Raw genomic sequence first — 26,774 nt, 5'->3', positions numbered from 1 at the left:
AGGTTAGCCTTACCTAACCTTGACCTTCTCGCCAGGCGAAAGCGCCCGCGGCCCCGCGCGGGAGCACCAGCACCGGGCACGGCGCGGCCCGGACGATCTTGCCGGAGCCCTCGCCCAGGAAGACCCCGCGCAGCGGCCCGTGGTGGCCGGACGGGCAGACCAGCAGCTCACCCGGCAGCATATCCACGGCGGCCAGCGCCTTGGCGGTCCCCGTTCCGACGACCGCCTCGGTTCCCACCGGCGTCCCCGCGCCCGCGATCTCGGTGAGCCGTGCGGCGGCGTCGGCGAGGTCCCGCTCGGCCCGGTCCAGCTGCCGCGCCATGGCGTCGTCGGCGCCGCGGAACCGGGCCGCCGGCCCCGGCGGCCGCAGGACGAGGGTGACCAGCCGCACCGGCAGCGCCAGCGTCCGGGCGGTCCGCGCGGCCGCCTCCACCGGGCCGCCGGTGTCCGGTCGCCGCCGGTACGCCACCGTGAGCCGCTCGAGCCGGCCGGGGGCGTGCGCCGCGTAGCCGCGCGGCGCCAGCAGCACCGGCACCGGCGAGCCGTGCAGCAGCTGGTCCGCGGTGCTGCCGATGGCGACGCGCCCGCGCCGGCCGCGCGGCGCCGAGCCGATCACGACCAGGTCCGCCCCGGTCTCCGCGGCCACCTCGATCAGGCCGCGCCCGATGCCCTGGCGCGCGTGCGCCCGCAGGTCGGTGCGCCGCTCCGGCACGCCCAGCTCCGCCAGCCGCCCGGCCGCCCGATCCAGCGCGTCGCGCGACCTCTCCCGCAGGTAGCCGACCCATTCAACGTCGACCGAGGCCGGCCCGCGCGCCGGCCAGGCCGGCGGATGGACGTTCGCCACGGTCAGCCGCACATCGGCTACCCTGCGCGGCGCCGCCGCGCCCCGCAGGACCAGCGCGGCGAGCGCCAGCGCGTCGCCGCCCCGCTCGTCCGGCGAGTACCCGGCGAGGATCCGCAGTCCGGGCGCGTCCGGTTCGCCCACCCCGCTCACCCCGTCTCCCCGGGAACGCCGGACGTCTCGGCCGCGAGGCGCGAATGGCGGCGCCCGTACAGGAAGTAGGCGACCAGCCCGGCCAGGGTCCACAGGGCGAACACGATCCAGGTCACGCTGCCGAGACCGACCATCAGGTACACGCAGAGCGCGACGCCGATCAGCGGCGTCGCCGGGTAGGCCGGCGTGCGGAAGCCGCGCGGCAGGTCCGGCCGCGTCCGGCGCAGCACGATGACGCCCACGCTGACCAGTGCGAACGCGAACAGCGTGCCGATGCTGGTGGCGTCGACCAGCCGGCCCAGCGGGATGACGGCGGCGAGGATCCCGATGAACGCCGCGACGATCAGGGTGTTGGCCACCGGCACCGCCCGGCCGGGGCTGACCCGCTGGAACACGTGCGGGACGAGCCCGTCCCGCGACATCGCGAACAGGATGCGGGTCTGCCCGTACATGACGGTGAGGACGACGCTGGCGATCGCGACCACCGCGCCGAGGGACAGGATCATCGACGGCCAGGCCCGGCCGGTCGCCTGGTCCAGCACCAGGGCCAGCGACGCCTCCGACCCGCTGAGCGAGAACCGGGTCCAGTGCATGGCGCCGACGGCGGCCAGCCCGACCAGCACGTACAGGGCCGTCACGATCGCCAGCGACAGGACGATCGCCAGGGGCAGGTCGCGGCGCGGGTTGCGGGCCTCCTCGCCGGCGGTGGACGCGGCGTCGAACCCGATGTAGGAGAAGAACACCTTCGACCCGGCGGCGCTGATGCCCGCCCATCCCATCGGCGCGAACGGGGTCAGGTTGCCCGAGCGGAACGCGGTGAAGGCGACCGCGCAGCCCGCCGTCCCCCGGCGGGTTGCTGATCGCGGCCGGCATCGTGCCGCCGACCGCCTTGTCGAAGAACTCGTTCAGGTAGGAGCCCCAGCCGACCGCGACGGCCGACACCGAGACCGCGTACTCCAGCAGCAGGCACCACCCGCACACCCACGCCACCAGCTCGCCGAGGGTCGCGTAGGCGTAGGAGTAGGACGAGCCGGACACCGGGATCGTCCCGGCGAGCTCGGCGTAGGACAGCGCGGAGAACAGCGCCGTCACCGCGGCGAGCACGAACGACAGCACCACGGCCGGACCCGCCTTCGGCACCGCCTCCCCCAGCACCACGAAGATCCCGGTGCCGAGGGTCGCGCCCACGCTGAACAGGGTCAGCTGGAGCAGGCTCATCGAGCGCCGCAGCTCGCCGCCCTCGCCCCGCCCGCCCTCGGCGACGATCCGGTCGACCGGCTTGGTCCGCACCAGCGACCGCGCGAACGACCCGCGGCCCGCTCCGGTGGTCACCGGCCGCTCCGGCGCCGGCCCGGTGCCCGCGGCGGCGCCGCGGCGGGCACCGGGATCGCAGCGGTCACATGGGTCACAGCGTGCTCGCCAGCGGCCAGGTCGCGTTCGGGGTCACGATCGTGCCCGCGGTCCCCGCGAGGATGGCGACGCACTCGTCCAGCAGCCCGATCGCGGCCATGTCGCCGGTCCGCTCCACGAACCCGGTGACGGCGGCGACCTTCGGCCCCATCGACCCGTCCGGGAACTCCTCGCCGCGCAGCTCGTACGGGGTGGTGTGGGTGATCGCCTCCTGCCGGTCCGTCCCGTAGTGCCGCATGACGTTCGGAACGTCGGTGAGGATCAGCAGCGCGTCCGCGTCCAGCGTCTCGGCCAGCACCGACGCGGTGAGGTCCTTGTCGATCACCGCCTCGACGCCCTCCAGCCGGCCGACGTCGTTGCGGAACACCGGGACGCCCCCGCCGCCCGCGCACACCACGACCGTCCCGGTCCGCACCAGCTCCCGGATCAGGCGGGTCTCGATCACCCGCTGCGGCTTCGGCGAGGGCACCACGCGGCGCCAGCGGTCCCCGTCCCGGCGGACCGTCCAGCCGTACTCGGCGGCCAGCCGCTCCGCCTCCTCACGCTCGTACACCTGCCCGACGAACTTGGTCGGGTTCTGGAACGCCGGGTCCACCGCCGACACCAGCGTCTGGTTGACCATCGCCACCACCTGGCGGCCGGGCAGCGCGTTCTGCAGCGCCTGCAGCAGCCAGTACCCGATCATCCCCTGCGTCTCCGCGCCGATGGTGTCCAGCGGGTAGGGCCGTGTCAGCCGGCCGTCGTTCTGGCTCTCCAGCGCCAGCACCCCGACCTGCGGGCCGTTGCCGTGCGTCACGATCAGCTCGTGCTCCTCGGCGAGCGGCGCGAGCGCCCGGACGGCCCGGTCCACGTTGTCCCGCTGGAGCCCGGCGTCCGGCGTCTCCCCGCGCTTGACCAGCGCGTTCCCACCGAGCGCGACGACGACGCGCATGTCCCTCCTCCTCGCGGCCCCGGCCCGGCGGGCGCTCAGCCGAGCGTCGCGACCAGCACGGCCTTGATCGTGTGCATCCGGTTCTCGGCCTCGTCGAACACGATCGAGGCGTCCGACTCGAACACCTCCTCGGTGACCTCCAGCGCCTCCAGGCCGGTCCGGCGGAAGACCTCCTCGCCGACCACGGTCTCCCGGTTGTGGAAGGCGGGGAGGCAGTGCATGAACTTCACGTCCGCGTTCCCGGTGGCGCGCAGCACCTCGGAGTCGACCTGGTAGGGCTTGAGCAGCGCGATGCGCTCCTCCCAGACGTCCGCGGGCTCGCCCATCGACACCCACACGTCGGTGAGGACGAAGTCGGCGCCGCGCACGCCCTGCTCCACGTCCTCGGTGATGGTGATCTCGGCGCCGGTCCGGGCCGCGACCGCGTTGGCGGGGTCGACGACCGTGCTCTTGTCCGGCCACAGCGCCCTCGGCGCGACGATCCGGACGTCCATGCCCAGCAGCGCCCCCGCGGCCACGTACGAGTGCCCCATGTTGTTGCGCGCGTCGCCCAGGTAGGCGTAGGTCACCTCGCGCAGGGGCTTGTCGCTGTGCTCGCGCATGGTGAGCATGTCGGCGAGCATCTGCGTCGGATGCCACTCGTCGGTCAGGCCGTTCCACACCGGGACGCCCGCGTGCTCGGCCAGCTCCTCCACGTAATGCTGCCGCGAGCCCCGGTACTCGATGCCGTCGAACATCCGGCCCAGCACGCGGGCGGTGTCCTTCATCGACTCCTTGTGGCCGATCTGGGAGCCGGCCGGGTCCAGGTAGGTCGTGTGGGCGCCCTGGTCGTGCGCGGCGACCTCGAAGGCGCAGCGCGTCCGGGTCGAGGGCCGCTCGAAGATCAGCGCGATGTTGCGGCCCTCGAGGCGGCGCCGCTCCGTCCCGCTGTACCGGGCGGCCTTCAGCTCGGCGGCCAGGTCGACCAGGAAGCCGAACTCCTTCGGGGCGAGGTCGAGCTCCCGGGTGAGGCTGCGCCCCCGCAGGTTGTAGGCCATCGGTCCCCGGTCCCCCGTTCGGCGCGCCGTCGGGCCACCGGTCCCGCCCCGGTGACAGGCCGAGAGCTTCCCCCCGCCCCCTGGGCGAAACCAGGGCCCTTCGCGGGGCTCCCCGTCCCGTCCGGCGCCTTTACCCGGCCTTCACCCGGCACCGGCGGCACCCCGCGCGGAGCCGTCCGGCGGCGGACCTAAACTCAATGCCATGACAACCCCCGGAGACGGCGCCGTCGAGCTGGACGCGCTCGTCAAGCGCTATGGCACGGCGACGGCCGTGGACGGCCTGTCGTTCAGCGCCGCCCGGGGCGCCGTCACCGCGCTCCTCGGCCCGAACGGCGCGGGCAAGACCACCACGATCGAGATCTGCGAGGGCTTCCGGCGCGCCGACGCGGGCACCGTCCGGGTCCTCGGCCTGGACCCGGTCGCCGACGCGCGGGCGCTCAAGCCCCGCGTCGGGGTGATGCCGCAGTCGGGCGGCGTGCCGGGCACCGCGAAGGCCGCCGAGTTCCTGCGGCTGGTCGCCTCCTTCCACGCCACCCCCCTCGACCCGGCGGCGCTGCTGGCGCGGCTCGGCCTCACCGAGCACGCCCGCACCGCGTTCCGCCGCATGTCGGGCGGCCAGCAGCAGCGGCTGTCGCTCGCGGTCGCCGTGGTCGGACGGCCCGAGCTGGTCTTCCTCGACGAGCCGTCCACCGGCCTCGACCCGCAGGCGCGGCACGCCACCTGGGAGCTGATCGAGGAGCTCCGCGCGGCCGGCGTCTCCGTGGTCCTCACCACGCACAACATGGAGGAGGCCGAGCGGCTCGCCGACAGGGTCGTGATCGTCGACCACGGCAAGGTCGTGGCGGAGGGCAGCCCGGCGGAGCTCACCGGTGCCGAGCGGCAGCTGCGCTTCCGCGCCCGGCCCGGCCTCGGGCTGGAGGAGCTGCTGTCGGCGCTGCCCGCCGGGAGCGCCGCGAAGGAGTCGCCCGCCGGGCACTACCTGATCGAGGCCGACGTCAGCCCGGAGCTGCTCGCCACCGTCACCGCCTGGTGCGCCTCGCACGGGGTGATGACCGAGGACCTGCGGATCGAGCGCCGCACGCTGGAGGACGTCTTCCTCGAACTGACCGGACGGGAGCTGCGCTCATGACCACGACACCGGCGGCGACGCCCGCCGCGGCGCCCGTGGAGCTGGACCTGTCGCCCGCGCCGGGCGCCGTCCCGCTGCCGCGGATGATCCTGTCGCAGGCCGGCTACGAGTTCCGCGCCGTGGTCCGCAACGGCGAGCAGCTCCTGCTCACCCTGATCATCCCGGTGGTGCTGCTGACGCTGTTCAGCGCCACCTCGCTGCTGGACCTCGGCTCCGGCCGCCGGGTCGACTTCCTCGCCCCCGGCATCCTCGCGCTCGCGGTGATGTCCACCGCGTTCACGGGCCAGGCGATCGGCACCGGGTTCGAGCGCCGCTACGGCGTGCTCAAGCGGCTCGGCGCCACGCCGCTGCCGCGCGGCGGGCTGATCGCCGCCAAGACCCTGTCGGTGGTCGCCGTCGAGATCCTGCAGGCGGTCGTGGTGTGCGCGGTCGCGCTGGCGCTCGGCTGGCATCCGCACGGCGACCCCGTCTCGGTGGTCGTCCTGCTGCTGCTCGGGACGGCCGCCTTCAGCGGGTTCGGGCTGCTGATGGCGGGGACGCTGCGCGCCGAGGCGACCCTCGCCGCGGCGAACCTGGTCTACATCCTGCTGCTGGCCGTCGGCGGCGTGGTGTTCCCCCTCGACAAGTTCCCCGGCGCCGTCCGGGACGTGCTGGAGCTCCTGCCGATCTCGGCGCTCGCCGACGGGCTGCGGCAGGTCCTGCAGCACGGCGTGGCGTTCCCCGGCAAGCCGCTGCTGGTCCTCGCGGTGTGGGCGGCCGCCGGGCTCGCCCTCGCCGCCCGCTTCTTCCGCTGGGAGTGATCGTTGGCACTCGCTGAGGCCCCCGAACCCTACGGCGCGGCGGGCCGGGCGGCCCGGCGCGCCCGCGCGCTGTCGCTCGGCTCGGTGCCGCCGCCCGCGATGATCCTGCTCGGCATCGTGTCCGTGCAGGTCGGCGCGGGCCTGGCCAAGCACCTGTTCGAGCGGCTGCCGCCGACCTCGGTGGTGTCGATCCGGCTGCTGGCGTCGGCGCTCGTGCTGGGCTTCCTCGCCCGCCGTGGGCTGCGGACGATCCTGCGGGACCACTCCTGGACGAGCCTGGCGTTCGCCGCGGGGTACGGGCTCGTGCTGGCGATCATGAACTTCGCGTTCTACCAGTCGCTGTCGCGGATCCCGCTCGGCGTGGCGGTGACCATCGAGTTCCTCGGGCCGCTGTCGGTCGCGATCGCCGGCTCGCGCCGACCGCGGGACCTGCTGTGGGTCGCGCTGGCGGGCGCCGGCGTGGTGCTGCTCGCCAGGGGCGGCGGCCACGTGAACCTCGCCGGCATCGCGTTCGCGCTGGTCGCCGCGGTCGGCTGGGCGTGCTACATCCTGCTGACCGCCGCCACCGGCCGGCGGATCCCGGGCACGACCGGCCTCGCGCTCGCCAGCATCATCGGCACGCTGGTCATGCTGCCGGGCGGGATCGCGGCCGGCGGCGGCGCCGTGTTCGACCCGTGGCTGCTGCTGATCGGGCTCGGCGTCGGGCTGCTGTCGTCGGTGATCCCCTACTCGCTGGAGCTGGAGGCGCTGCGCCGGGTGCCCGCCCGGGTGTTCGGCATCCTGATGAGCCTGGAGCCCGCCGTCGCCGCGCTGGTGGGGGTCGTCGTGCTCGGCGAGGTCCTCAGCGGGCGGCAGTGGGCCGCGATCGCCTGCGTCATCGTGGCCTGCGCGGGCGCCACGCGGAGCCAGAAGGAGCCGCCGGAGGCCCCCGAGGTCTGAGCCCTTTCCCCGCCGACGGCCGTCCCGGGCGAATCGGCCCCCCGGCGGCGGGGCATGGGGTGGGCGAGCGTGGCAGGATCGGTGGAAGGATCATGCGGGAGCACCCGCAGCAGCACCACCCGAGCAGCACCACCCAGCAGAGAGGAGCCGCCGTGACCGGCCGGACCGATGACCAGGGACTGCCGCCGGAGTTCTTCGAGGCGGGACCGGCGTCGTTCGTCGACTTCCTGCGCCACCACTCGCCCGACCTGCTGCCCGTCAACCGGGTGCCGGACGCCGGGACCGTCCCGGAGCTGCCGCACGGCACCACCGTGCTCGCGCTGACGATCCCGGGCGGCGTCGTGATGGCCGGGGACCGCCGCGCCACCCAGGGCAACCGGATCGCCTATCGCGAGCTGGACAAGGTCCAGCGGGCCGACGAGTACTCCGCGGTGGCGTTCGCCGGGACGGTCGGGCTCGCGCTGGAGATGGTCCGGCTGTTCCAGGTGGAGCTGGAGCACTACGAGAAGATGGAGACGGTCCCGCTGTCGCTGCCGGGCAAGGCCCGCCGGCTCGGCGCCGTCATCCAGGCCAACCTCGCCCAGGCGATGCAGGGACTCGCGGTCGTCCCGCTGTTCGCCGGGTACGACCCGGACGCCGACGACGCCCGGATCTACACCTACGACATCACCGGCGCCCCGCAGCTCGCCCGCCACTACCACGCGGACGGCTCCGGCTCCCCCTACGCGCTGGGCGCGCTGAAGAAGCTGTACCGGCCCGACCTGTCGGTGGAGGACGCCGCGACGGTGTGCGTCCACGCCCTGTACGACGCGGCCGACGACGACACGGCCACCGGCGGGCCCGACCTGGCGCGGCGCATCTACCCGACGATCGCGGCCGTCACCGCGGACGGCTACCGGCAGCTGCCCGAGGAGCAGGTCTCCGCGATCGCCGCGGAGGTGCTGGAGGGCCGGATGCGCGACCCGAACGGCCCGGTCGCGCCGCTGCGCTGATCCACCGGCCGGAACGGCGGGGCGGCACGGAGCGTCGCCGAGGCGACTCGCTCCGCGACCCCGCCGGCTCCGGGAACGTCGTACCCGGCTCATAGACTCGCCGTATGGCACGCGCGAACGACGAGGCCGCCGCCCTCATCCAGGAACTGGCCGACCTCCTCTCCATCACCGGCGGCGACGCCTTCAAGATCCGGGCGTACGAGAAGGCCGCGCGGGCGATCGCGGGCCATCCCGACGACATCTCCGGGCTCGACCTGGCCGGGCTGCGCAAGATCCCGACGGTCGGCGAGGCGATCGCCAAGAAGGTCCTCGACTACAACACCACCGGCACCATCCGGCAGGTCGAGGAGCTGCGCACGCAGATCCCCGCGGGCGTCCGGGCGCTCACCGCGATCCCGACGCTCGGCCCGAAGAAGGCCCTGGCCGTCTACGAGGAGCTCGGCATCTCGTCGGTGGACGAGCTGGCCGAGGCCATCAAGGAGGGTCGGCTGCGCGGCCTGAAGGGCTTCGGCGCCAAGACCGAGGACAACATCCTGCGCGGCATCGAGCTGATGCGCAGCTCCGGCGAGCGCGTCCTTCTCGACGTCGCCGCGGGCGTCGCCGACGAGGTCGTCGCGGCGCTGTCGGCGCTCCCCCAGGTCGAGCGGTGCGCCCACGCGGGCTCGCTGCGCCGGATGCGCGAGACGATCGGCGACGTCGACGTGCTCGCCGCGTCCACCGACCCGCACCCGATCATGGAGGCGTTCACCGCGCTGCCGCTCGCCGCCGAGGTGGTCGTCGCCGGCGACAAGAAGACCTCGATCCGCACCGACCGGGGCCTGCAGGTCGACCTGCGCATCGTCCCGCCGGAGGCGTGGGGCGCGGCGCTGCAGTACTTCACCGGCTCGCAGGCGCACAACATCCGCACCCGCGAGATCGCGGTGAAGGCCGGGCTGAAGCTGTCGGAGTACGGCCTGTTCGACGCCGACTCCGGTGACCTGATCGTGTCCCGGACGGAGGACGAGGTCTACGAGAGGCTCGGCCTGCCGTGGATCCATCCCGCGCTGCGCGAGGACACCGGGGAGATCGAGGCGGCGCGCAAGGACGAGCTGCCCCGCCTGGTCACCGTCGAGGATCTGCGGGGTGACCTGCACAGCCACACCGACCTCACCGACGGCATCGCCTCCCTGGAGGACATGGTCGCCGCCGCGGCGGACCGGGGGCTGGAGTACTACGCGATCACCGACCACGCGCCGAACCTGTTCATGCAGCGGATGACGGACGAGAAGATGCTCGCCCAGCGCGAGCGGGTCCGCGAGCTGCAGAAGGAGTACCCCGGCCTGGTCCTGCTGCACGGCACCGAGCTGAACATCGACCCGGACGGCGGCGTCGACTGGGACGCCGGCTTCCTCGCGGGGTTCGACATCTGCGTGGCGTCCGTCCACTCGCACTTCACCCAGGACGAGGCGGAGATGACGCGGCGGCTCGTCCGCGCCTGCGAGAACCCGCACGTCCACGTGATCGGGCATCCCACGGCGCGCAGCATCGGCCGCCGCCCGGCGGTGAACGCCGACTGGGACGAGGTGTTCCGCGCCGCCGCCCGCACCGGCACGGCGATGGAGATCGACTCGTTCCCCGACCGGCTCGACCTGCCCGCCGACCTGATCCGCCGGGCGAAGCGGTTCGGGGTGCGGTTCTCCGTCGACACCGACGCGCACTCGCTCGGGCACCACCGCAACATCCGCTACGGGGTCGGCACCGCCCAGCGGGGATGGCTCACGCCCGACGACGTCATCAACACCTGGCCGCTGGAGCGCCTGCGCGCCTTCCTCCGCAAGGACGGAGGCGCGCGGTGAGCGGCGGCGGGGCTCAGGCGGGCTGAGGGGCCTCGGCGGGGCGGGCGGGCACCGCGCGCGGCCGCGCCTCCGGCATCGGGCCGCGGTCGCGGAGCGCGAAGAACAGCCGGAACGCCGCGATCCACATCAGGACCGCGCCGAGCATGTGCAGCAGCACCAGCCCGGCGGGGACGCCCAGGAAGTACTGCGTGTAGCCGACGGCGCCCTGCGCGACGATCAGCGCGATCAGCTCCCACGCGCGGCGCTTGGCGGCGGCGGGGCCGCCGGTGCGGTACAGCGCGATCGTGACGGCGATCGTGAACGCGATGGTGACCCACGCCAGCTCGCCGTGGATGCGCGCCACGTCCTCGATATCGAAGCCGTAGCGGCGGGACGAGGCGTCGCCGGCGTGCGGGCCGGTGCCGGTGACGACGGTGCCCGCGACGAGCACGGCCGCGGAGGCGACCAGCAGCAGCGCGCCGAGGCGGCGCGTCCAGGGGCCGGCGAGGGGCCGGGCGGGGGCGTCGCCCTCGCCCGCGCGCACCCACAGCGCCACGCAGAACACGAGGAGCGCCGGCGAGACCAGGAAGTGCGCCGACACCGCCGCCGGGTTCAGGTCGGTGAGCACCACGATGCCGCCGATGACGGCCTGCGCGACGACGCTCATCGGCTGGGCAAGCGACCACCAGACCAGGTCGCGGCGGCGCGGGACGAGGCGCAGCGCGGCGACGAACACCAGCACGCCGATCGCCAGGACCACGAAGGTGATCAGCCGGTTGCCGAACTCGACCGCCATGTTGAACGCGTGGTGGTCGGCGTTGTGGGTGGGGACGAGGCTGTCGCCCGAGCAGCGCGGCCACTCCGGGCAGCCGAGCCCCGACTCGGTGAGCCGGACGAGGCCGCCGCTGACCACGATCACCACGTTGCCGATGACTCCGAGCAGCGCCAGCAGCCGCACCGACCCGGGGGTGGGGTGCCACACGGCGTCCCAGGCACGGATCAGCGGGTTCGTCGACGACTTTCGCTCAGCCACGCGTCAATCGTATGGCCGCCCTCCCGTGCCCCCGACGCACCCCCCGTTTACCGCGTGTACGGGCCGGGCGGGGGCGGCGGCAGGAACCCGGACGGGCCCTGCGGCGCCCACGGCGGCGCTCCCGCGACGGGGCCGCCGCCGCGCGGCGGGGTCCGCAGGAACGCCTGCCTCGCCAGCGACATCAGCTCGAGGAGGGAGTCGCGGCGGGCCGCGAACCAGTGCGGCTCGGCGTTGCCGCGGTCGGCGCGCTTGTGCAGCAGCGCCAGCTCGGTGGCGGCGAGCTGGTAGTCGACCATCGCGCGCGCGGCGGGCGGGCCGCCGACGGACCTCGCCCAGCGGCGCGCGGCCCGCCGCGACGGGATGGACCGCAGCATCCGCACGTCCTGCGGGGTCACCAGGCCGCTGCCGGCGTACATCGGCAGGTACGTCTCGATGCGCCGGACGGTGTGCCGCCGCTCGACGGCCACGATGACGATCAGCGTGACCAGGACGCAGAAGTCGAGGAGGTACACGATGCCGAGGCCGCCGAGCCCGAAGGCGGTGGCGCCGTTCCACAGGCCGTGCAGGATCATCGCGCCGAGCAGCCCCAGGGCGGGCGCGACGATCTGGCCGCGCCGGTGGGTGGCGGCGTAGGCGACGCCGAGGCCGGTCATCGAGGTGAACAGCGGGTGGCTGAGCGGCGCGATCAGGCCGCGCAGGATGAACACCGTCTGCAGTTGCTGGGCGCCGCCGTCCTCGAACGCCCGCATGTAGTAGGTGATGTTCTCCATCATGGCGAAGCCGAGGCCGACCATGGCGGCGTAGATGATCCCGTCGGCGAAGCCGTCGATCTCGTTGCGGCGGAACCACAGCATGCCGAACAGCACGGCGCCCTTCAGCGACTCCTCGATGACGGGCGCGCCGAAGGTGGCGCTGACGAAGTGCCCCTTGGTCTCGCCGAAGATCGGGACGGTGACGTACAGCAGGCCGAGGGTGTTCAGGACCAGCGCGCCGAGGACGGCGACGCCCGCGCCCCACATGAACGCGAAGACGAGGGCGCGCGGCGGTTCGGGTTCCAGCCGGTCCAGGGTGAGGGCGAGCGCCACCAGCGCCGGGATCGGCAGGATCGCCAGGACGACCCCGACCCAGAACCCGGCGCCGCCGGACAGGGCGTCGGCGGCGAGCGCGAGCACCACGCACAGCGACGAGACGGTCAGCCCGACGATGAGGCCGACCGGGGGCCGGCCGGGGATCCGGCCTTCGAGCACGGCCTTGGGGTCCACACGCGCCATGACGTGAGCGTAACGGGTCGGCGCAGGTCCTCGCGGGTCGCGGCGACGTGGGCCGGTCCCCTGAAGGGCCCGGGCGGGTCCGGGCGGGCGTCAGTGCAGCAGCGGGTCCACCGCGACGGCGGTGAACAGCAGGGCCAGGTACACGTTCGACAGGTGGAAGAACCGCATCGGCCGCAGGTGCACGCCGGTCACGCCGGCGCGGACGGCCTTGAGCAGCCGGTGTCCCTCGGCGAGGAAGACCAGGCCGAGGACGACCGCGACGGCCCCGTACAGCGGGCCCATCCCGGCGACGGGCCACAGCGCCAGCGAGCACACGACGGTGGCGTAGCTGTAGACGAGGCTCTCGGTGATGACGCGGCGCTCGGTCGCGACGACGGGCAGCATCGGCACCTTGGCGACCGCGTAGTCCTCGCGGTAGCGCATCGCCAGCGTCCAGGTGTGCGGCGGCGTCCACAGGAAGACGACGCCGAACAGCACGAACGGCGTCCAGTCCAGGCTGTCGGTGATCGCCGTCCAGCCGATGAGGACCGGCATGCAGCCGGCGATGCCGCCCCACACGACGTTCTGCGACGTCCGCCGCTTGAGCAGCAGCGAGTACACGAAGACGTAGAACAGGATCGCGAACAGGGACCCGGCGGCCGACAGCGGGTTGACGGTGAGGAAGAACCCGGCCGTGGACACCAGGGCCAGGGTGATCCCGAACACCAGGGCGCGGGCCGGGGTGACCTGCGCGCGCGCCAGCGGGCGGCGCCGGGTGCGGCGCATCTTGACGTCGATGTCGCGGTCGATGTAGCAGTTGATCGCGTTCGCGGCCCCGGCCGACATGGCCCCGAAGGAGAAGGTCAGCAGCACCGTCGACAGCGGCGGCACGCCGCGCTGCGCGAGGAACATCACCGGGATCGTGGTGATCAAGAGCAGCTCGATCACGCGCGGCTTGGTGAGCGCCACGTAGGCGCGCACACTGGCGCCGATCGACCGGCGGGCGGTCTCGGCCACCGGCTCCGGCGCGGCGGGCGCCCCCGGCGCACGCCCGTCGAGCGGCACCGGCTCGTCGAGCTCGACCCCGCGCTTGTTACTGAGCACCGTCACAATCGGGTCCACGTCCAACTAGGGATGAAGAAATCGCGTACCACCGCGGCGGCGCCCCCGCTTCCGGGCCGGCCTCGGTCGAGTGCAACTTCGGCTTGGTGATCCTGCTTGGTCCTGCACAGCGGCCGTCGTCGTCGGCCGCGCCATCACTGTAGTCCGACCCCCGCCGGAGGCGTGCACCGGGGCACCGGACGCGCCGGTCCCCCTGGCGAGGCGCGTTCCGGAGGCCGTTCCGCGCCCATCCGGGAAGCCGTCCCCCGGTGCGGGGGGCGGAAACCCGTTCCCCCCTCGGTATCACCCGTGCGGGGGGTTAGTCCCCCGGCCGATCGGGCAAGGGTGCATGAAGCGGCGCGGGCCTGGCGCGGGCGGCGGCGCCGTTTCGTCGTGTTCCCGCTCTCGCCTGCGGCGGCCCGCCCGCGCGATAGGCTCGCCGGAGGCGCGGCATGATCTTCGCGAGGCCACGGAAGGTGGCCGCAAGGGGGCCCGAGGGAAGACGGACGGTGCCGCCGGGCGTTGCGGCAACAGGGGGCCGCGGCACGGGCGCCGGTCATGCCGCGCGGCGGCACATCGCTAATGAACTCTGTACGACAGCGGTTCGAGAGGAGCCTGGCGTTCCGTGAGCAGGGACAGCAGCACGTTTGAATGGTCCGACCTGGACAAGCGGGCGGTGGACGTCATCCGCGCCCTCGCCATGGACGCGGTCGAGGAGGCGGGCTCCGGCCACCCCGGGACGGCCATGAGCCTTGCGCCCGCCGCCTACCTTCTGTTCCAGCGGTTCCTTCGGCACGACCCGACGGACCCCGACTGGGCCGGCCGCGACAGGTTCGTCCTGTCCTGCGGGCACTCCAGCCTGACCCTTTACATCCAGCTCTACCTTTCGGGCTACCCGCTGACGCTGGACGACCTGAAGGCCCTGCGCAAGTGGGGCAGCCTCACCCCCGGCCACCCCGAGCACGGGCACACCGCGGGCGTCGAGACCACCACGGGCCCGCTGGGGCAGGGCATCGCGAACGCGGTCGGGATGGCGATGGCGGCCCGCCGCGAGCGCGGCCTGTTCGACCCCGACGCGCCGGCGGGCGAGTCCCCCTTCGACCACACCGTCTGGGCGTTCGCGTCCGACGGGGACATCGAGGAGGGCATCAGCCACGAGGCGAGCGCCCTGGCGGCCCATCAGCGGCTCGGCAACCTGGTCCTGCTGTACGACGACAACCACATCTCGATCGAGGACGACACGGCGATCGCGCTGTCGGAGGACGTGCGGGCCCGCTACGAGGCGTACGGCTGGGACGTCCACCACGTCGACTGGACCGTGAACGGCGACTACGAGGAGAACGTGGCCGCGCTGGCGGCGGCGTTCGAGGCGGCCAAGGCGGAGACGGCCCGGCCGTCGTTCATCGCCCTGCGCACGATCATCGGCTGGCCGGCGCCGAACAAGAAGAACACCGGCAAGATCCACGGCTCGGCGATCGGCGCCGAGGAGGTCGCCGCGACCAAGCGGATCCTCGGCCTGGACCCGGCCGAGTCGTTCATCGTCCCGGACGACGTGCTGGCGCACGCCCGCGAGGTCTCGGACCGGGGCCGCGCGCTGCACGCCGAGTGGGAGAAGGCGTTCCGGGCGTGGCGGTCGGCGAACCCCGAGCGCGCCGCCGAGTACGACCGGATCAGCGCCCGGCACCTGCCCGCGGGCTGGGAGGCGAAGCTGCCCGAGTTCCCGGCGGGCAAGGACGTCGCGACGCGCGCCGCGTCCGGCGACGTGCTGACCGCGCTGGCGCCGGTGCTGCCGGAGCTGTGGGGCGGGTCGGCCGACCTCGCCGAGAGCAACAACACCACCATGAAGGGCGAGCCGTCCTTCATCCCCGAGGAGTTCCAGACCAAGGAGTTCCCGGGCGACCGGTACGGCCGGACGCTGCACTTCGGCGTCCGCGAGCACGCCATGGGCGCGATCTCCAACGGCATCGCGCTGCACGGCGGCACCCGGCCCTACGCGGGCACGTTCCTGATCTTCAGTGACTACATGCGGCCGGCTGTCCGGCTCGCGGCGCTGATGAGGCTGCCGGTCACCTACGTGTGGACGCACGACTCCATCGGCCTCGGCGAGGACGGCCCGACGCACCAGCCGGTGGAGCACCTGTGGGCGCTGCGGGCGATCCCGGGGCTCGACGTCGTCCGCCCGGCGGACGCCAACGAGACCGCGGTCGCGTGGCGGACGGTCCTGGAGCACACCGACCGCCCGGCGGGCCTCGCGCTGACCCGGCAGAAGCTGCCGACGCTGGAGCGCAACGGCGAGATCGCGTCCGCCGAGGGCGCCGCCAAGGGCGGCTACGTGCTGGCCGACGCCGAGGGCGGGCAGCCCGACGTGATCCTGATCGCCACGGGCAGCGAGGTGCAGCTGGCGCTGGAGGCCCGGGAGACGCTCCAGTCGCAGGGCACCCCGACCCGCGTGGTGTCGATGCCGTGCGTCGAGTGGTTCGAGGAGCAGCCCGACGCCTACAAGCAGCAGGTCCTGCCGCCCGGGGTGCGGGCGCGCGTGTCGGTGGAGGCCGGCGTGGCGCTCGGCTGGCGGACCTACGTCGGCGACGCCGGCGCGTCGGTGTCGCTGGAGCACTTCGGCGCGTCCGCCGACTACAAGACGCTGTTCGAGCAGTTCGGCATCACCGCCGAGCGGGTCGTCGCGGCGGCGAAGGCGAGCCTGATCAAGGCCGGGGTCAAGGACGCCGGCCGCGGCAGCACCACCGGGAACTAGGGCCGCGGGGCCCCCGGCGACCGCCCCCGGCGGGCCGGGGGCCCGGCGCGGCCGACCCCCCGCGGAACTCGACGACGAGGAGAAAGCGATGAGTGACATCCTGAAGGCGCTCTCGGACGAGGGCGTGTCGATCTGGCTGGACGACATCAGCCGGGAGCGGCTGCGCAGCGGCAACCTGGAGCGGCTGGTCAAGGAGAAGCACGTCGTCGGCGTCACCTCCAACCCGACGATCTTCGCCAAGGCGCTGAGCAAGGGCACCGCCTACGACGACCAGGTGCGCGACCTGGCGGTGCGGGGCGTGGACGTCGAGGAGGCGTCCCGGGCGATCACCACCTACGACATCCGCTGGGGCTGCGACGTGCTGCGCCCGGTCTACGACCGGACCGACGGCCTGGACGGCCGGGTGTCGCTCGAGGTGGACCCGCGGCTGGCCCGCGACACCGAGAAGACGGTCGCCGAGGCGCGCGCGCTGTGGTGGATGGTGGACCGGCCCAACCTGTTCATCAAGATCCCGGCGACCGAGGAGGGCCTGCCCGCGATCACCGCGGCGCTGGCCGAGGGCATCAGCGTGAACGTGACGCTGATCTTCTCGCTGGAGCGCTACGGCAAGGTGATCGACGCGTTCTTCGAGGGCCTGGAGAAGGCCCGCGCGAACGGGCACGACCTGTCGACGATCGCGTCGGTGGCGTCGTTCTTCGTGAGCCGGGTCGACACCGAGATCGACAAGCGGCTCGACAAGATCGGGTCGGAGGACGCCAAGAAGCTGCGGTCCAAGGCGGGCCTGGCGAACGCGCGGCTGGCGTACGCGCTGTACGAGGAGAAGTCCGGCACCGACCGGTGGAAGGCGCTGAAGGACGCGGGCGCCCGCCCGCAGCGTCCGCTGTGGGCGTCGACCGGCGTGAAGGACCCGGACCTCGTCGACACGCTGTACGTGGACGAGCTGGTGGCGCCGGGCGTCGTCAACACGATGCCGGAGGCGACGCTGGAGGCGGAGGCCGACCACGGCCGGCTGCGCGGCGACACCGTCCGGGGCGCCTATGACGACGCCCGCGCGCACATGGCGGCGCTGAAGGACGCGGGCGTCGACTACGACGACGTCGTGCGGGTCCTGGAGGAGGAGGGCGTCGAGAAGTTCGCGGCGTCCTGGAAGGAGCTGCTCGACTCCATCAGCGGCGAGCTGAAGGACAAGAGCGCGTGACCTCGGTGGTGACCGCCGGGGGGATCTCGGTCACCATCCGCGGCGCCGTCGTCGACGAGAGCGAGACGGTCCTCGACCGTCTCGCCTCCGACGGCGTGCCGAGCTCGCTGACGTCCCGCAACGCCAAGCTGTGGGGGCCGGACGCGGCCCCGCTGGCCGCCCGCCGGCTGGGCTGGCTGGGCCTGCCCGGGACCTCGCTGTCCCTGCCGGCCCGCCTCGCCGGGCCGGCGGAGGAGTTCCGCGGCGCGGGCCTGGACCGGATCGTCGTCGCGGGGACGGGCGGCCCGGCGATCGCCGCCGAGGCGATCCACCGGACCGCGGCCCGCACCGGGCCGGACGCCGAGCTGGTCGTCCTGGACACGACCGACCCGCACGAGGTGTCCGGGGTCCTGTCGGGGGACCTCGGGCGCACGCTGGTGGTCGTCGTGGGCGACGACGTCGAGGCGCGGTCGCTGCGCCGCGTCTTCGGGCGGGCGTTCTCCGAGGCGGGGCTGAGCCGCGCCGAGCTGGCCCGGCGGTTCGTCGTGGTGGCCGAGCCCGGGTCGGAGCCGGAGCGCACCGCCCGTGAGGTCGGCCACCATTTCGTGGAGGTGGAGACCGACGTCGACGGCCGCTTCGGCGCCCTCGGCGTGGCGGCGCTGGCGCCCGCCGCGCTCGCGGGCACGGACGTCCCGGCCCTGCTGGACGAGGCGGACCGGCTCGCGGGCGTGCTGCGCCAGCCCTACGACAACCCGGCGCTGGCGCTCGGCGCCGCGCTCGGCTCGTCGGCGCTCGGCGGCCGCGACAAGCTCGTCCTCGCCGACCACGGCTCGGGGCTGCACGGCTTCCCCGCCTGGGCGGAGCAGCTGGTGGCGGGCGCGCTGGGCAAGGACGGCCGGGGGCTGCTGCCGGTCGTCGTGGAGAGCGTGGACTCCCCCGGTTTCGACCTGGCCGGCGATGTGCGCCGGGTGATCCTGGGCCGCCGCCCGGACGAGCCCGGGCCGGGCCGCGAGGCGGGGGTGAGCGTGGCGGGCCCGCTCGGCGCGCAGTTCCTGCTGTGGGACTACGCGGTGGCGGTGGCCGCCCGGGTGCTCGGCGTCGACCCGTTCGCCGAGCCGGACACCGGCGAGTCGCGGGACAGCACGGCGGCGCTGCTGCGCTCGGAGGAGGGCACGGCCCCGACGGTGGTGCGGCGCCCGCCGGCGCTGGTGTCGGACGCGGTGGAGGTGCACGCGCCGGAGGAGGCGCTGCGCGGCGCGAAGACGCTGGGAGAGGCGCTGGAGACGTTCCTGGAGGACGTCCCGGACGGCGGCTACCTCGCCGTCCTGGCCTACCTGGACCGTTCCGGGGAGGCGGCGGCGGCCGGCCTGCGGCCGCTGCTGGCGGCCCGCGGCGCGGGGCTGCGCAGGCATCCGGTGCCGGTCACGTTCGGCTGGGGTCCGCGGTACCTGCACGCGACGGGCCAGTACCACAAGGGCGGCCCGCGCAATGGCGTGTTCCTGCAGGTCACAGGCGCGGTGACGACGGACGTCCCGGTGCCCGGACGGCCCTTCACGCTCGGCGAGCTGCAGCTGGCGCAGGCGTTCGGGGACCAGCGGGTGCTGCGCTCCCTCGGCCGCCCGGCGTTCCGGCTGCATCTGCGCGACCGCGCCGAGGGACTCGCGCAGCTACTCGAGGCGCTCGGCTGATCCGGGCGCACCTGATCGGAGAGCTCGGCCGATCTTCTGCCTCCGGTTCAGCAACCGGAGGCAGAAGATCGATGGAGATGGTCGCGGATGCCCTTTCTCTCCTGAAACGATAGGGGGCGGGAGGAAAGCGTGTCCGGATTCGACGTATTGACGCGCGGCGACGTGCTCGACTCGGCGCTGCAGGCGAGGGACTACCTCGTCGGCTGCGGCGTCCCGGGCGCGCTGGCCGCGAAGGACCCGCGGCTGTGGGGGCGGCGCGCGGTCGACCACAGCAGGCTGGGCTGGCTGGACCTGCCGTTCGCCTCGCGCGGGCTGCTGAAGCAGGTGGACGGGCTGGTCGCCGAGGCGCGCTACTCCGGCCTGGACCACATCGTGCTGATCGGGGTGGGCGCGGAGAGCCTCGCCGCCCAGGCGATCGTGGAGGCGCACGCGCCCGCCCTCGCCGGCGGGGGCGGCGCCCCGGCCGGGGCCGGCGGCGGGCTGACGGTGCTGGACGGCAGCGACACCGCCGCGCTGGCGTTCGCGCTGGAGCGGCTCGACCGGACGCTGGTCGTGCTGGCCAGCAAGGCGGGCGTGTCCCTGGAGGGCGACGCCTACCGGCGGATCTTCGCGGGTGCGTTCCGCGAGCGGGGCCTGTCGGAGCGCGAGATCGCGGGCCGCTTCCTGGTGATCACCGACCACGGCAGCCCTCTGCACGACTTCGCCCGCCAGTGCGGGTACCGGATCGGGCTCACCGACCCGTACCTGCCGGGCCACTTCGGCGCGCTGTCGGCGTACGGGCTGGTCCCTGCGGTGCTGGCGGGCGCCGACGCGGGGCGCCTGCTGGAGGAGGCGGCGTCGCTGGTGCCGTCGCTGTCCAAGGACGAGGACAACCCGGGGCTGCTGCTCGGCGCGGTCCTCGGCGGCTGCGCCCAGCAGGGCCCGGGCGGCGTCACCCGCGACAAGGTGGTGCTGCGCGAGCCCGGCGGGTCCGGCGCGCTCAGCGCCTGGATCTCGCAGCTGCTCGCGGTCGGCACCGGCAAGCGGGGCCGCGGTGTGCTCGCGCTGGAGCCGCCGGGCGGCAAGGGGGGCTTCCCCGACCTGCACGCGATCTCGATCAACCCCCGGTCGGCGGCGCAGGAGGAGGCCGACACCTCGGTGTGGGCGCCGCTCGGCGCGCAGTTCGTGCTGTGGGAGTACGCGACGGCCGTGGCCGGGTGGCTGCTCGGCGTGAACCCGTTCGAGGCGGGCAGCGCGGCCGTCCAGGAGGCGGAGGACGACGCGGCGACGCTGCTGCGCTCGGCGGGCGCCGGGCCGCTGCCCACCGGACGGCCGGTGTACGTCGAGGACGACATCGAGGTGCACGCCGACTTCGCGTGGCCGTCGGGCGCCGACCTCGGGACGGTGCTGGGCGGGCTGATCGCCTCGGTGCCCGCGGACGGCTACCTGTCGGTGCTGACGTACCTGTCGGGCGACTTCTCGGGCCGCTACCTGGCGCCGTCGCTGTCGCGCGCCGCCGGGCGGCCGGTCGTGTACGGGCCGGGCCCGGCGTACCCGCACGCCACCGGCCCGATCCACAAGGACGGGCCGGGCAACGGCGCGTTCCTGGTGATCACGGGCGATCCGGCGCCGGGCGACGCGCTGGCGGCGCATCCGGTGCCGGGGCGGCCGTACGGGCTGGCGAAGCTGCAGCTGGCGCGGGCGCTCGGCGAGGTCCGGGCGCTGCGGCAGCGGCGGCTGCCGGTGGTGCGGCTGCATCTGCGCAACCCGGTCGACGGCGCGGGCCGGCTGATCGAGGCCGTTCGAGCGGTGGCGGGGGCGGGTCCCCGGCCGTGAGCTTCACCGCCGTCGTCTCGGGGGAGACGGCCATCGCCGCCCGCGCGCCGGTCAGGGAGGCCGCCGAGCGGGTGCTGGTGCGCCTATGGACCGCCCCGGGGCGGCTCGCTCCGGAGGATCCGGCGCTGCGGCCGCCGGCGCCGCGGCCCGGGCGGCCGCCGTGCCGCCCTGGCCGGCCGGGGCCCGGGCGGGCCGCTTTGGACCGTGCCGAGGAACCGGTGGCGGACGCCCGCGCGGCCGGGCCGACCGAGGCGGCGCCGCCGGGCCGGGGCGCCCGGCGCCCGGCGGGCGGGAATGATCGACCCGGCGCGGGCGTATACCTCCAGGTGACCGGGAACGCCGCCCGCGACGTCCCGGGCCCCGGCCGGCACCGCCGGCTCGGCGTGCTCCGGCCCGCGCGGGCGCTCGCCGCCGCGCGGGCGGCGTGCCCGGACGGCCGCCCGGCCGTCCGGGCGCACCTGCGGAAACGGCGGGCGGACCCGGCCCGGCTGCTCGACTCGGCCAGAGGCGGGTAGGACGACGGGCGCCGCTGCGGCTGTCCGGCGACCCGGGAAACGGCGGCGGCGCGTCCCGCAGGGGCGAGACTGTCAGTACACGGGGTCGACACACAGGATGCGTGGTCTGATCGGATGCGAGTAGAAGTGAGGGTAGTCAAGGTGCGAGAAGAGGGGGCCGCAACGTGACCGACGCAGCCAATCCGCTCCGGGACCCGCGCGACAAGCGCCTGCCGCGGGTGGCCGGGCCGTGCGTGCTCGTGCTGTTCGGGGTCACCGGGGACCTGTCGCGCAAGAAGCTGCTCCCGGCGATCTACGACCTCGCGAACCGGGGGCTGCTGCCGCCGGGCTTCTCGCTGGTCGGTTTCGCCCGCCGCGACTGGGAGAACGAGGATTTCCGCCAGATCGCCTATGAATCGGTGAAGGCGCACGCGCGGACCCCGTTCCGCGAGGACGTGTGGACGCACCTTTCGGAGGGCATGCACTTCGTCCCCGGCGAGTTCAGCGACCCGGGCGCCTTCGACGCCCTGTCGATGGCCGTCAAGGAGCTGGACGAGAGCCGCGGTACCGGCGGCAACTATGCGTTCTACCTGTCGATCCCGCCGAAGTTCTTCCCGCAGGTGGTGGAGCAGCTGCAGCGCAGCGGGCTGGCCGACCGCAAGGAGGGCGCCTGGCGGCGGGTGGTGATCGAGAAGCCCTTCGGCCGGGACCTGAAGACGGCGCTGGAGCTGAACGACACGGTGCACCGCGTCTTCCCCGAGGAGTCGATCTTCCGGATCGACCACTACCTCGGCAAGGAGACGGTGCAGAACATCCTGGCGCTGCGGTTCGCGAACTCCATGTTCGAGCCGATCTGGAACCGCTCGTACGTCGACCACGTCCAGATCACGATGGCCGAGGACATCGGCATCGGCGGCCGGGCCGGCTACTACGACGGCATCGGCGCCGCCCGCGACGTCATCCAGAACCACCTGCTGCAGCTGCTGGCGCTGACGGCGATGGAGGAGCCGACCTCCTTCAGCGCCGAGGCCGTCCGCGCCGAGAAGGCCAAGGTCCTGTCGTCGGTACGGGTGCCGGGCGACCTGACGATCTCCACCGCGCGCGGCCAGTACGCGGCGGGCTGGCAGGGCGGCGTGAGCGTCAAGGGCTACCTGGAGGAGGACGGCATCCCGGCCGACTCGCGCACCGAGACCTACGCGGCGGTCAAGCTGGACATCGACAACCGCCGCTGGGCGGGGGTCCCGTTCTACCTGCGCACCGGCAAGCGGCTCAGCCGCCGGGTGACCGAGGTGGCGATGGTGTTCCAGCAGGCGCCGCACCTGCCGTTCTCGCACACCGACACCGAGGAGCTCGGGCAGAACGCGCTGGTGATGCGGGTGCAGCCGGACGAGGGCATCACGGTCCGGTTCGGCTCGAAGGTGCCCGGCACCTCGATGGAGATCCGCGACGTGAACATGGACTTCGCCTACGGCGAGTCGTTCACGGAGGCGTCCCCGGAGGCCTATGAGCGGCTGCTGCTCGACGTGCTGATCGGCGACCCGCCGCTGTTCCCGCGGCAGGAGGAGGTCGAGCTGTCCTGGCGGATCCTCGACCCGATCGAGGAGTACTGGGCGAGCCGCGGCGGCCTCGACCAGTACCCGTCCGGCGGCTACGGGCCCGACAGCGCCGACGAGCTGATGGCGCGCGACGGCCGCTCCTGGAGGAGGCTCTGATGAACATCGACCTCACCGGCACCACGACGCGCCAGATCCAGGACGCGCTGACCCAGTCGCGGCACCTGATGGGCGGCCCGGCGGTCGGCATGGTGCTGACGCTGATCATCGTGACGGACGAGTCGGCGCAGTACGACGCGGTCCGCGCGGCGACGGAGGCGGCCCGCGAGCACCCCTGCCGGGTGCTGACGGTGATCTCCCGCGACCCGCGCGGCAACTCCTCGCGGCTGGACGCCGAGATCCGGATGGGCGAGACCGGCCCGGGCGAGACGGTGCTGCTGCGGATGTACGGCCCGCTCGCCGAGCACGCCGACTCGGTGGTGGTTCCGCTGCTGATGCCCGACACGCCGGTGGTGATCTGGTGGCCGGGCGGCAAGGTGCCGAAGTCGCCGTCCAAGAGCGGGCTCGGCAAGCTCGCGACGCGGCGGATCACCGACGCCTACGCGGCCCGCGACCGGCTCGGCACCCTCGCGCAGCTGGCCGGGAACTACAGCCCGGGCGACACCGACTTCACCTGGACCCGGCTGACGTCGTGGCGGTCGCTGCTGGCCGCCTCGCTCGACCAGGAGCACGACGAGATCATCTCCGGCGAGGTGATGGCCGAGCCGGACAGCCCGAGCGCGGAGCTGCTGGCGGCGTGGCTGTCGATCCGGCTCGGCGTCGCGGTGGAGCGGACGGTGTCGGAGGGCCCGGGCATCACCGGCGTCCGGCTGACGACGACCGGCGGCGACATCGTGATCGACCGGCCGGACGGCCGGGTCGCGACGCTGTGCCGTCCCGGCCAGCCCGACCGGCAGGTGGCGCTGATGCGCCGCCCGATGTCGGAGCTGCTCGCCGAGGAGCTGCGGCGGCTCGACCCCGACGAGGTCTACCGGGAGGCGGCGGCCCGCTTCGCCAAGGACCTCGCGGGCGGGACGTCCGACGAGGGCGTCGCCAGCGAGCCGCTGTCGGGCACGCGGGAGGCGGCCACGACGAAGAAGGCGGCGAAGGAGGCCGAGAAGGAGGGCCTGCCCGACGCCCCGGCCTCGTCCGCGGCGAAGCCGTCCGGCGGGAAGCGGTCGTCGCGCGGCAAGTCCTCGGGGGACGCGTGACGCCCCCGACGGTCCTGGTCCACCGCGACCAGGACCTGCTGGCCGCGGCGGCCGCCGCGCGGCTGGTGACGCGGATCGTGGACGCGCAGGCCGCGCGGGGCTCGGCGTCGGTGGTGCTGACCGGCGGCGGCGTCGGCACGGCGGTGCTGGCGGCGCTGGCCGCGACGGGCGCCCGCGACGCCGTCGACTGGCGCCGGCTGGACGTGTGGTGGGGCGACGAGCGGTTCCTGCCGGCCGGCGACCCCGAGCGCAACGAGACCGGCGCCCGCGCGGCGCTGCTGGACCATGTGGACCTCGACCCGGCGCGCGTGCACCCGATGCCGGCCTCGGACGGCCCGGACGGCGACGACGTGGAGGCCGCCGCCGAGCGGTACGCCGCCGAGCTGCGCGCCGCCGCCCGTCCCGAGGACCACGGGCCGGTCCCCTCGTTCGACGTGCTGATGCTCGGCGTCGGCCCGGACGCGCACGTCGCGTCGCTGTTCCCGGAGATGCCGGCGGTGCGCGACGAGCGGCCGGTGGTGGCGGTGCACGGCGCTCCGAAGCCGCCGCCGACCCGGATCTCGCTGACGTTCCCGTCGCTGTGCGCCGCGCAGGAGGTGTGGGTGCTGGCGTCCGGGGAGTCGAAGGCGAAGGCGGTGCGGCTCGGGCTGTCGGGGGCCGGGCCGGTGCAGGTGCCGTGCGCGGGCGCGCGCGGCCGGCGGAGCACGCTGTTCCTGCTGGACCGCGCCGCGGCCGCGGAGCTTCCACCCGGGATCGAGCGGATCGCCTCCCCCTGAGGCGTCGATCACGTCGAGGCCGGTGCCGCGCGGTAAGAACGCTGTTCGGCACCGGTCTTCGCGCTTGACGAGACCATTGCCCACCTGTGAGAAAGGCGGGACGTTCCCTCGCATCGGCATGCCGCGCCGCGAGCGGCGCATAACCTGGCCATGAGGTTCCGCGTGTCGAGCATGAGGAGTTCGGTGATGCGCAAGGGTCGGGCCGGGACGGCGAGTGCGGCGATCATCGGGGCTTTGGCCATCTCGGTCGCCGGGTGCTCCTCCGGCGGAGGAGACGGGAAGGGCGGCGGTGCGGGCGGCGGCAAGGCCGAGGACGCCGCGAAGCTCGCCATCACCCCGGCGACCGGCACCAAGCAGGTGGCGCCCGACCAGCCCGTGCTGGTGAAGGCCGACAAGGGCAAGCTCACGAGCGTCACCCTCACGTACGGCAAGAACGAGAAGGCCGACGGCAAGCTGGCGCCGGACGGCAAGTCGTGGCGGTCGTCGTGGACGCTGCGGCCGTCCACCACGTACACGGTGACCGCGCAGGGCTCCACCGACGGCGGCAAGCCGGTCACCGCCACCTCGACCTTCACCACCCTGACGCCCGCCAAGAAGCTGGAGACCGGCATGTCGCCGCTGGACGGCGAGACCGTCGGGGTGGGGATGCCGGTGCAGTTGCTGCTGTCCAGGCCGGTGAGCACCAAGGCCGGCAAGCAGGCGGTGGAGAAGGCGCTGGAGGTCCGGATGTCCACGCCCGTGCAGGGCGCCTGGTACTGGATCAGCGACAAGGAGGTCGACTTCCGGCCCCGCGACTACTGGCCGTCCGGCGAGAAGGTGAAGGTCGTCGCGCACCTCGCCGGGCTGAAGGCGGGCCAGGGCCTCTACGGCATGAAGGACCGGACGCTGAGCTTCACCGTCGGCCCGAAGCACATCACCACGGTCAGCGACGGCACGCACCGCGCCAAGGTCACCGAGAACGGCCGGCTGGTGCGGACGATGAAGGTCAGCCTCGGCAAGCCGGGCCACGACAGCTACAGCGGCACGATGATCGCGCAGGAGAAGGCGGCGCACATCATCATGGACTCCGCGACGACCGGCGACCCCGGCGAGTACCGGATCCCGACGAGCTGGAACGTGCGGCTGACCTACAGCGGGACGTTCGTGCACTCGGCGCCGTGGTCGACGGGCTCGCAGGGCGTCTCCGACGTCAGCCACGGCTGCGTGAACGCCTCCCCCACGGACGCGAAGTGGTTCTACAACTTCACCAACCGGGGCGACATCGTCAAGGTGACGGGGACGTCGCGGCAGCTCCAGTTCGGCAACGGGCCGACGCCGTGGGTGAAGTCGTGGGACGAGTGGCTGAAGGGCAGCGCGCTCGGCGCGCCGGTCACCGGCGCCCCGCTGAACTGACGCCGGCCGCACCGGGCATCGCGTCCGGGGTCCCCTCCCGGGCGTCCCCCTGGGGCGCTGGCACACTGGTGCCATGCAGAAGCTCTCGCTGGACGCGCAGGTACGGGACCACCTCAAGCGGGCCGCCGCGGCGGCCACGGGACGCAGCGCCGAGACCGTCTACGGCGGCCACGAGCACGTCCTGCGGCAGACCTTGATCGCCCTGACCTCCGGCACGTCGCTGACCGAGCACGAGAACCCGGGAGAGGCGACGCTGATCGTCCTGCACGGGCGGGTGCGGTTGACGAGCGGCGACGACGCGTGGGACGGCATTTCCGGCGACATGCTGATCATCCCGCAGGCCAGGCACGCGCTGGAGGCGCTGGAGGACGCCGCGGTTCTGCTGACCGTCGCGAAGAGCTGAGGGCCCCGGCCCGGCCGGCGGCCCCGCGCCGCCGGCCGGGCCGG

20 protein-coding genes and 2 pseudogenes are annotated in these 26,774 nt (G+C 74.0%); 15 read left to right on the top strand and 7 right to left on the bottom strand.

The features are described 5' to 3' along the window. Window positions 1-13: 13 nt before the first annotated feature. The 4 genes and pseudogenes from J4557_RS18715 to argF form a co-directional block, all read right to left on the bottom strand. Window positions 14-886, bottom strand: a pseudogene (locus J4557_RS18715) (universal stress protein); the annotation flags it as partial. A 104-nt stretch (window positions 887-990) separates the two neighbouring features. Beyond that, window positions 991-2,326 (bottom strand): annotated as a pseudogene (locus J4557_RS18710) (amino acid permease). 73 nt (window positions 2,327-2,399) lie between these two features. Next, window positions 2,400-3,335, bottom strand: a complete 936-nt coding sequence (gene arcC, locus J4557_RS18705) for a carbamate kinase (RefSeq protein WP_208268002.1) — start codon at window positions 3,333-3,335, stop codon at window positions 2,400-2,402. Between the two features lie 35 nt (window positions 3,336-3,370). Then, entirely contained in the window at window positions 3,371-4,372 is a 1,002-nt protein-coding gene (argF, locus tag J4557_RS18700; protein ID WP_208268001.1) for an ornithine carbamoyltransferase, read from the bottom strand. A 202-nt stretch (window positions 4,373-4,574) separates the two neighbouring features. Here argF and J4557_RS18695 point away from each other — a divergent pair, with 202 nt between their 5' ends. The 5 genes from J4557_RS18695 (at window position 4,575) to polX (ending at window position 10,067) form a co-directional block, all read left to right on the top strand. Further along, on the top strand, window positions 4,575-5,501 hold the full coding sequence (locus J4557_RS18695; protein WP_208268000.1) for an ATP-binding cassette domain-containing protein: 927 nt from the start codon (window positions 4,575-4,577) through the stop codon (window positions 5,499-5,501). Next, complete coding sequence (locus J4557_RS18690) at window positions 5,498-6,301, top strand: ABC transporter permease (protein ID WP_208267999.1); 804 nt, start codon at window positions 5,498-5,500, stop codon at window positions 6,299-6,301. Before J4557_RS18695 ends, J4557_RS18690 begins: the two co-directional genes overlap by 4 nt. A gap of 3 nt (window positions 6,302-6,304) precedes the next feature. After that, window positions 6,305-7,240, top strand: a complete 936-nt coding sequence (locus tag J4557_RS18685; protein WP_243775981.1) for an EamA family transporter — start codon at window positions 6,305-6,307, stop codon at window positions 7,238-7,240. A gap of 92 nt (window positions 7,241-7,332) precedes the next feature. Continuing rightward, on the top strand, window positions 7,333-8,232 hold the full coding sequence (gene prcB, locus J4557_RS18680; RefSeq protein WP_208267998.1) for a proteasome subunit beta: 900 nt from the start codon (window positions 7,333-7,335) through the stop codon (window positions 8,230-8,232). Window positions 8,233-8,336: 104 nt separating this feature from the next. Continuing rightward, window positions 8,337-10,067 carry a DNA polymerase/3'-5' exonuclease PolX gene (gene polX / locus J4557_RS18675; RefSeq protein ID WP_208267997.1) on the top strand — a complete coding sequence of 577 codons (1,731 nt, stop codon included), beginning with the start codon at window positions 8,337-8,339 and terminating at the stop codon, window positions 10,065-10,067. Between the two features lie 13 nt (window positions 10,068-10,080). On the opposite strand, the gene J4557_RS18670 is transcribed toward polX, so the two are convergent. The 3 genes from J4557_RS18670 to J4557_RS18660 all read right to left on the bottom strand — a co-directional run bounded on the left by J4557_RS18670 (window position 10,081) and on the right by J4557_RS18660 (window position 13,439). Next, on the bottom strand, window positions 10,081-11,079 hold the full coding sequence (locus tag J4557_RS18670) for a COX15/CtaA family protein (RefSeq protein ID WP_208267996.1): 999 nt from the start codon (window positions 11,077-11,079) through the stop codon (window positions 10,081-10,083). Window positions 11,080-11,126: 47 nt separating this feature from the next. After that, on the bottom strand, window positions 11,127-12,350 hold the full coding sequence (locus J4557_RS18665; RefSeq protein ID WP_208267995.1) for a PrsW family intramembrane metalloprotease: 1,224 nt from the start codon (window positions 12,348-12,350) through the stop codon (window positions 11,127-11,129). A gap of 90 nt (window positions 12,351-12,440) precedes the next feature. Then, complete coding sequence (locus J4557_RS18660; protein ID WP_208267994.1) at window positions 12,441-13,439, bottom strand: heme o synthase; 999 nt, start codon at window positions 13,437-13,439, stop codon at window positions 12,441-12,443. A 616-nt stretch (window positions 13,440-14,055) separates the two neighbouring features. Here J4557_RS18660 and tkt point away from each other — a divergent pair. The 10 genes from tkt (at window position 14,056) to J4557_RS18610 (ending at window position 26,730) form a co-directional block, all read left to right on the top strand. Beyond that, entirely contained in the window at window positions 14,056-16,182 is a 2,127-nt protein-coding gene (gene tkt / locus J4557_RS18655; protein WP_208267993.1) for a transketolase, read from the top strand. Between the two features lie 88 nt (window positions 16,183-16,270). Then, window positions 16,271-17,380 carry a transaldolase gene (gene tal / locus J4557_RS18650; RefSeq protein ID WP_208267992.1) on the top strand — a complete coding sequence of 370 codons (1,110 nt, stop codon included), beginning with the start codon at window positions 16,271-16,273 and terminating at the stop codon, window positions 17,378-17,380. Then, a complete protein-coding gene (locus J4557_RS18645; RefSeq protein ID WP_208267991.1) occupies window positions 17,377-19,047 on the top strand; it encodes a glucose-6-phosphate isomerase in 1,671 nt (556 codons plus the stop codon). The genes tal and J4557_RS18645 overlap by 4 nt, the downstream gene beginning before the upstream one ends. A 129-nt stretch (window positions 19,048-19,176) precedes the next feature. Continuing rightward, window positions 19,177-20,862 carry a phosphoheptose isomerase gene (locus J4557_RS18640; protein WP_208267990.1) on the top strand — a complete coding sequence of 562 codons (1,686 nt, stop codon included), beginning with the start codon at window positions 19,177-19,179 and terminating at the stop codon, window positions 20,860-20,862. Next, entirely contained in the window at window positions 20,859-21,377 is a 519-nt protein-coding gene (locus J4557_RS18635; protein WP_208267989.1) for a hypothetical protein, read from the top strand. Before J4557_RS18640 ends, J4557_RS18635 begins: the two co-directional genes overlap by 4 nt. Window positions 21,378-21,541: 164 nt before the next feature. After that, the gene (gene zwf / locus J4557_RS18630) at window positions 21,542-23,068 is read left to right on the top strand and encodes a glucose-6-phosphate dehydrogenase (RefSeq protein ID WP_208267988.1); all 1,527 of its coding nucleotides are present in this window, start codon (window positions 21,542-21,544) and stop codon (window positions 23,066-23,068) included. Next, a complete protein-coding gene (locus J4557_RS18625; protein ID WP_208267987.1) occupies window positions 23,068-24,159 on the top strand; it encodes a glucose-6-phosphate dehydrogenase assembly protein OpcA in 1,092 nt (363 codons plus the stop codon). The genes zwf and J4557_RS18625 overlap by 1 nt, the downstream gene beginning before the upstream one ends. Continuing rightward, entirely contained in the window at window positions 24,156-24,935 is a 780-nt protein-coding gene (pgl, locus tag J4557_RS18620) for a 6-phosphogluconolactonase (protein ID WP_208267986.1), read from the top strand. Before J4557_RS18625 ends, pgl begins: the two co-directional genes overlap by 4 nt. Before the next feature lie 186 nt (window positions 24,936-25,121). Then, a complete protein-coding gene (locus tag J4557_RS18615) occupies window positions 25,122-26,327 on the top strand; it encodes a L,D-transpeptidase (protein ID WP_208267985.1) in 1,206 nt (401 codons plus the stop codon). A gap of 73 nt (window positions 26,328-26,400) precedes the next feature. Continuing rightward, window positions 26,401-26,730: a cupin domain-containing protein gene (locus tag J4557_RS18610; RefSeq protein WP_208267984.1), complete on the top strand. Its 330-nt coding sequence runs from the start codon at window positions 26,401-26,403 to the stop codon at window positions 26,728-26,730. Window positions 26,731-26,774: the final 44 nt, after the last annotated feature.

The sequence above is a fragment of the Actinomadura nitritigenes genome (assembly GCF_017573545.1).
GTDB classification, from domain to species: domain Bacteria; phylum Actinomycetota; class Actinomycetes; order Streptosporangiales; family Streptosporangiaceae; genus Spirillospora; species Spirillospora nitritigenes.
Note: the sequence above shows the minus strand (reverse complement) of the source record. Positions and strands in the feature narration are given on the sequence as shown.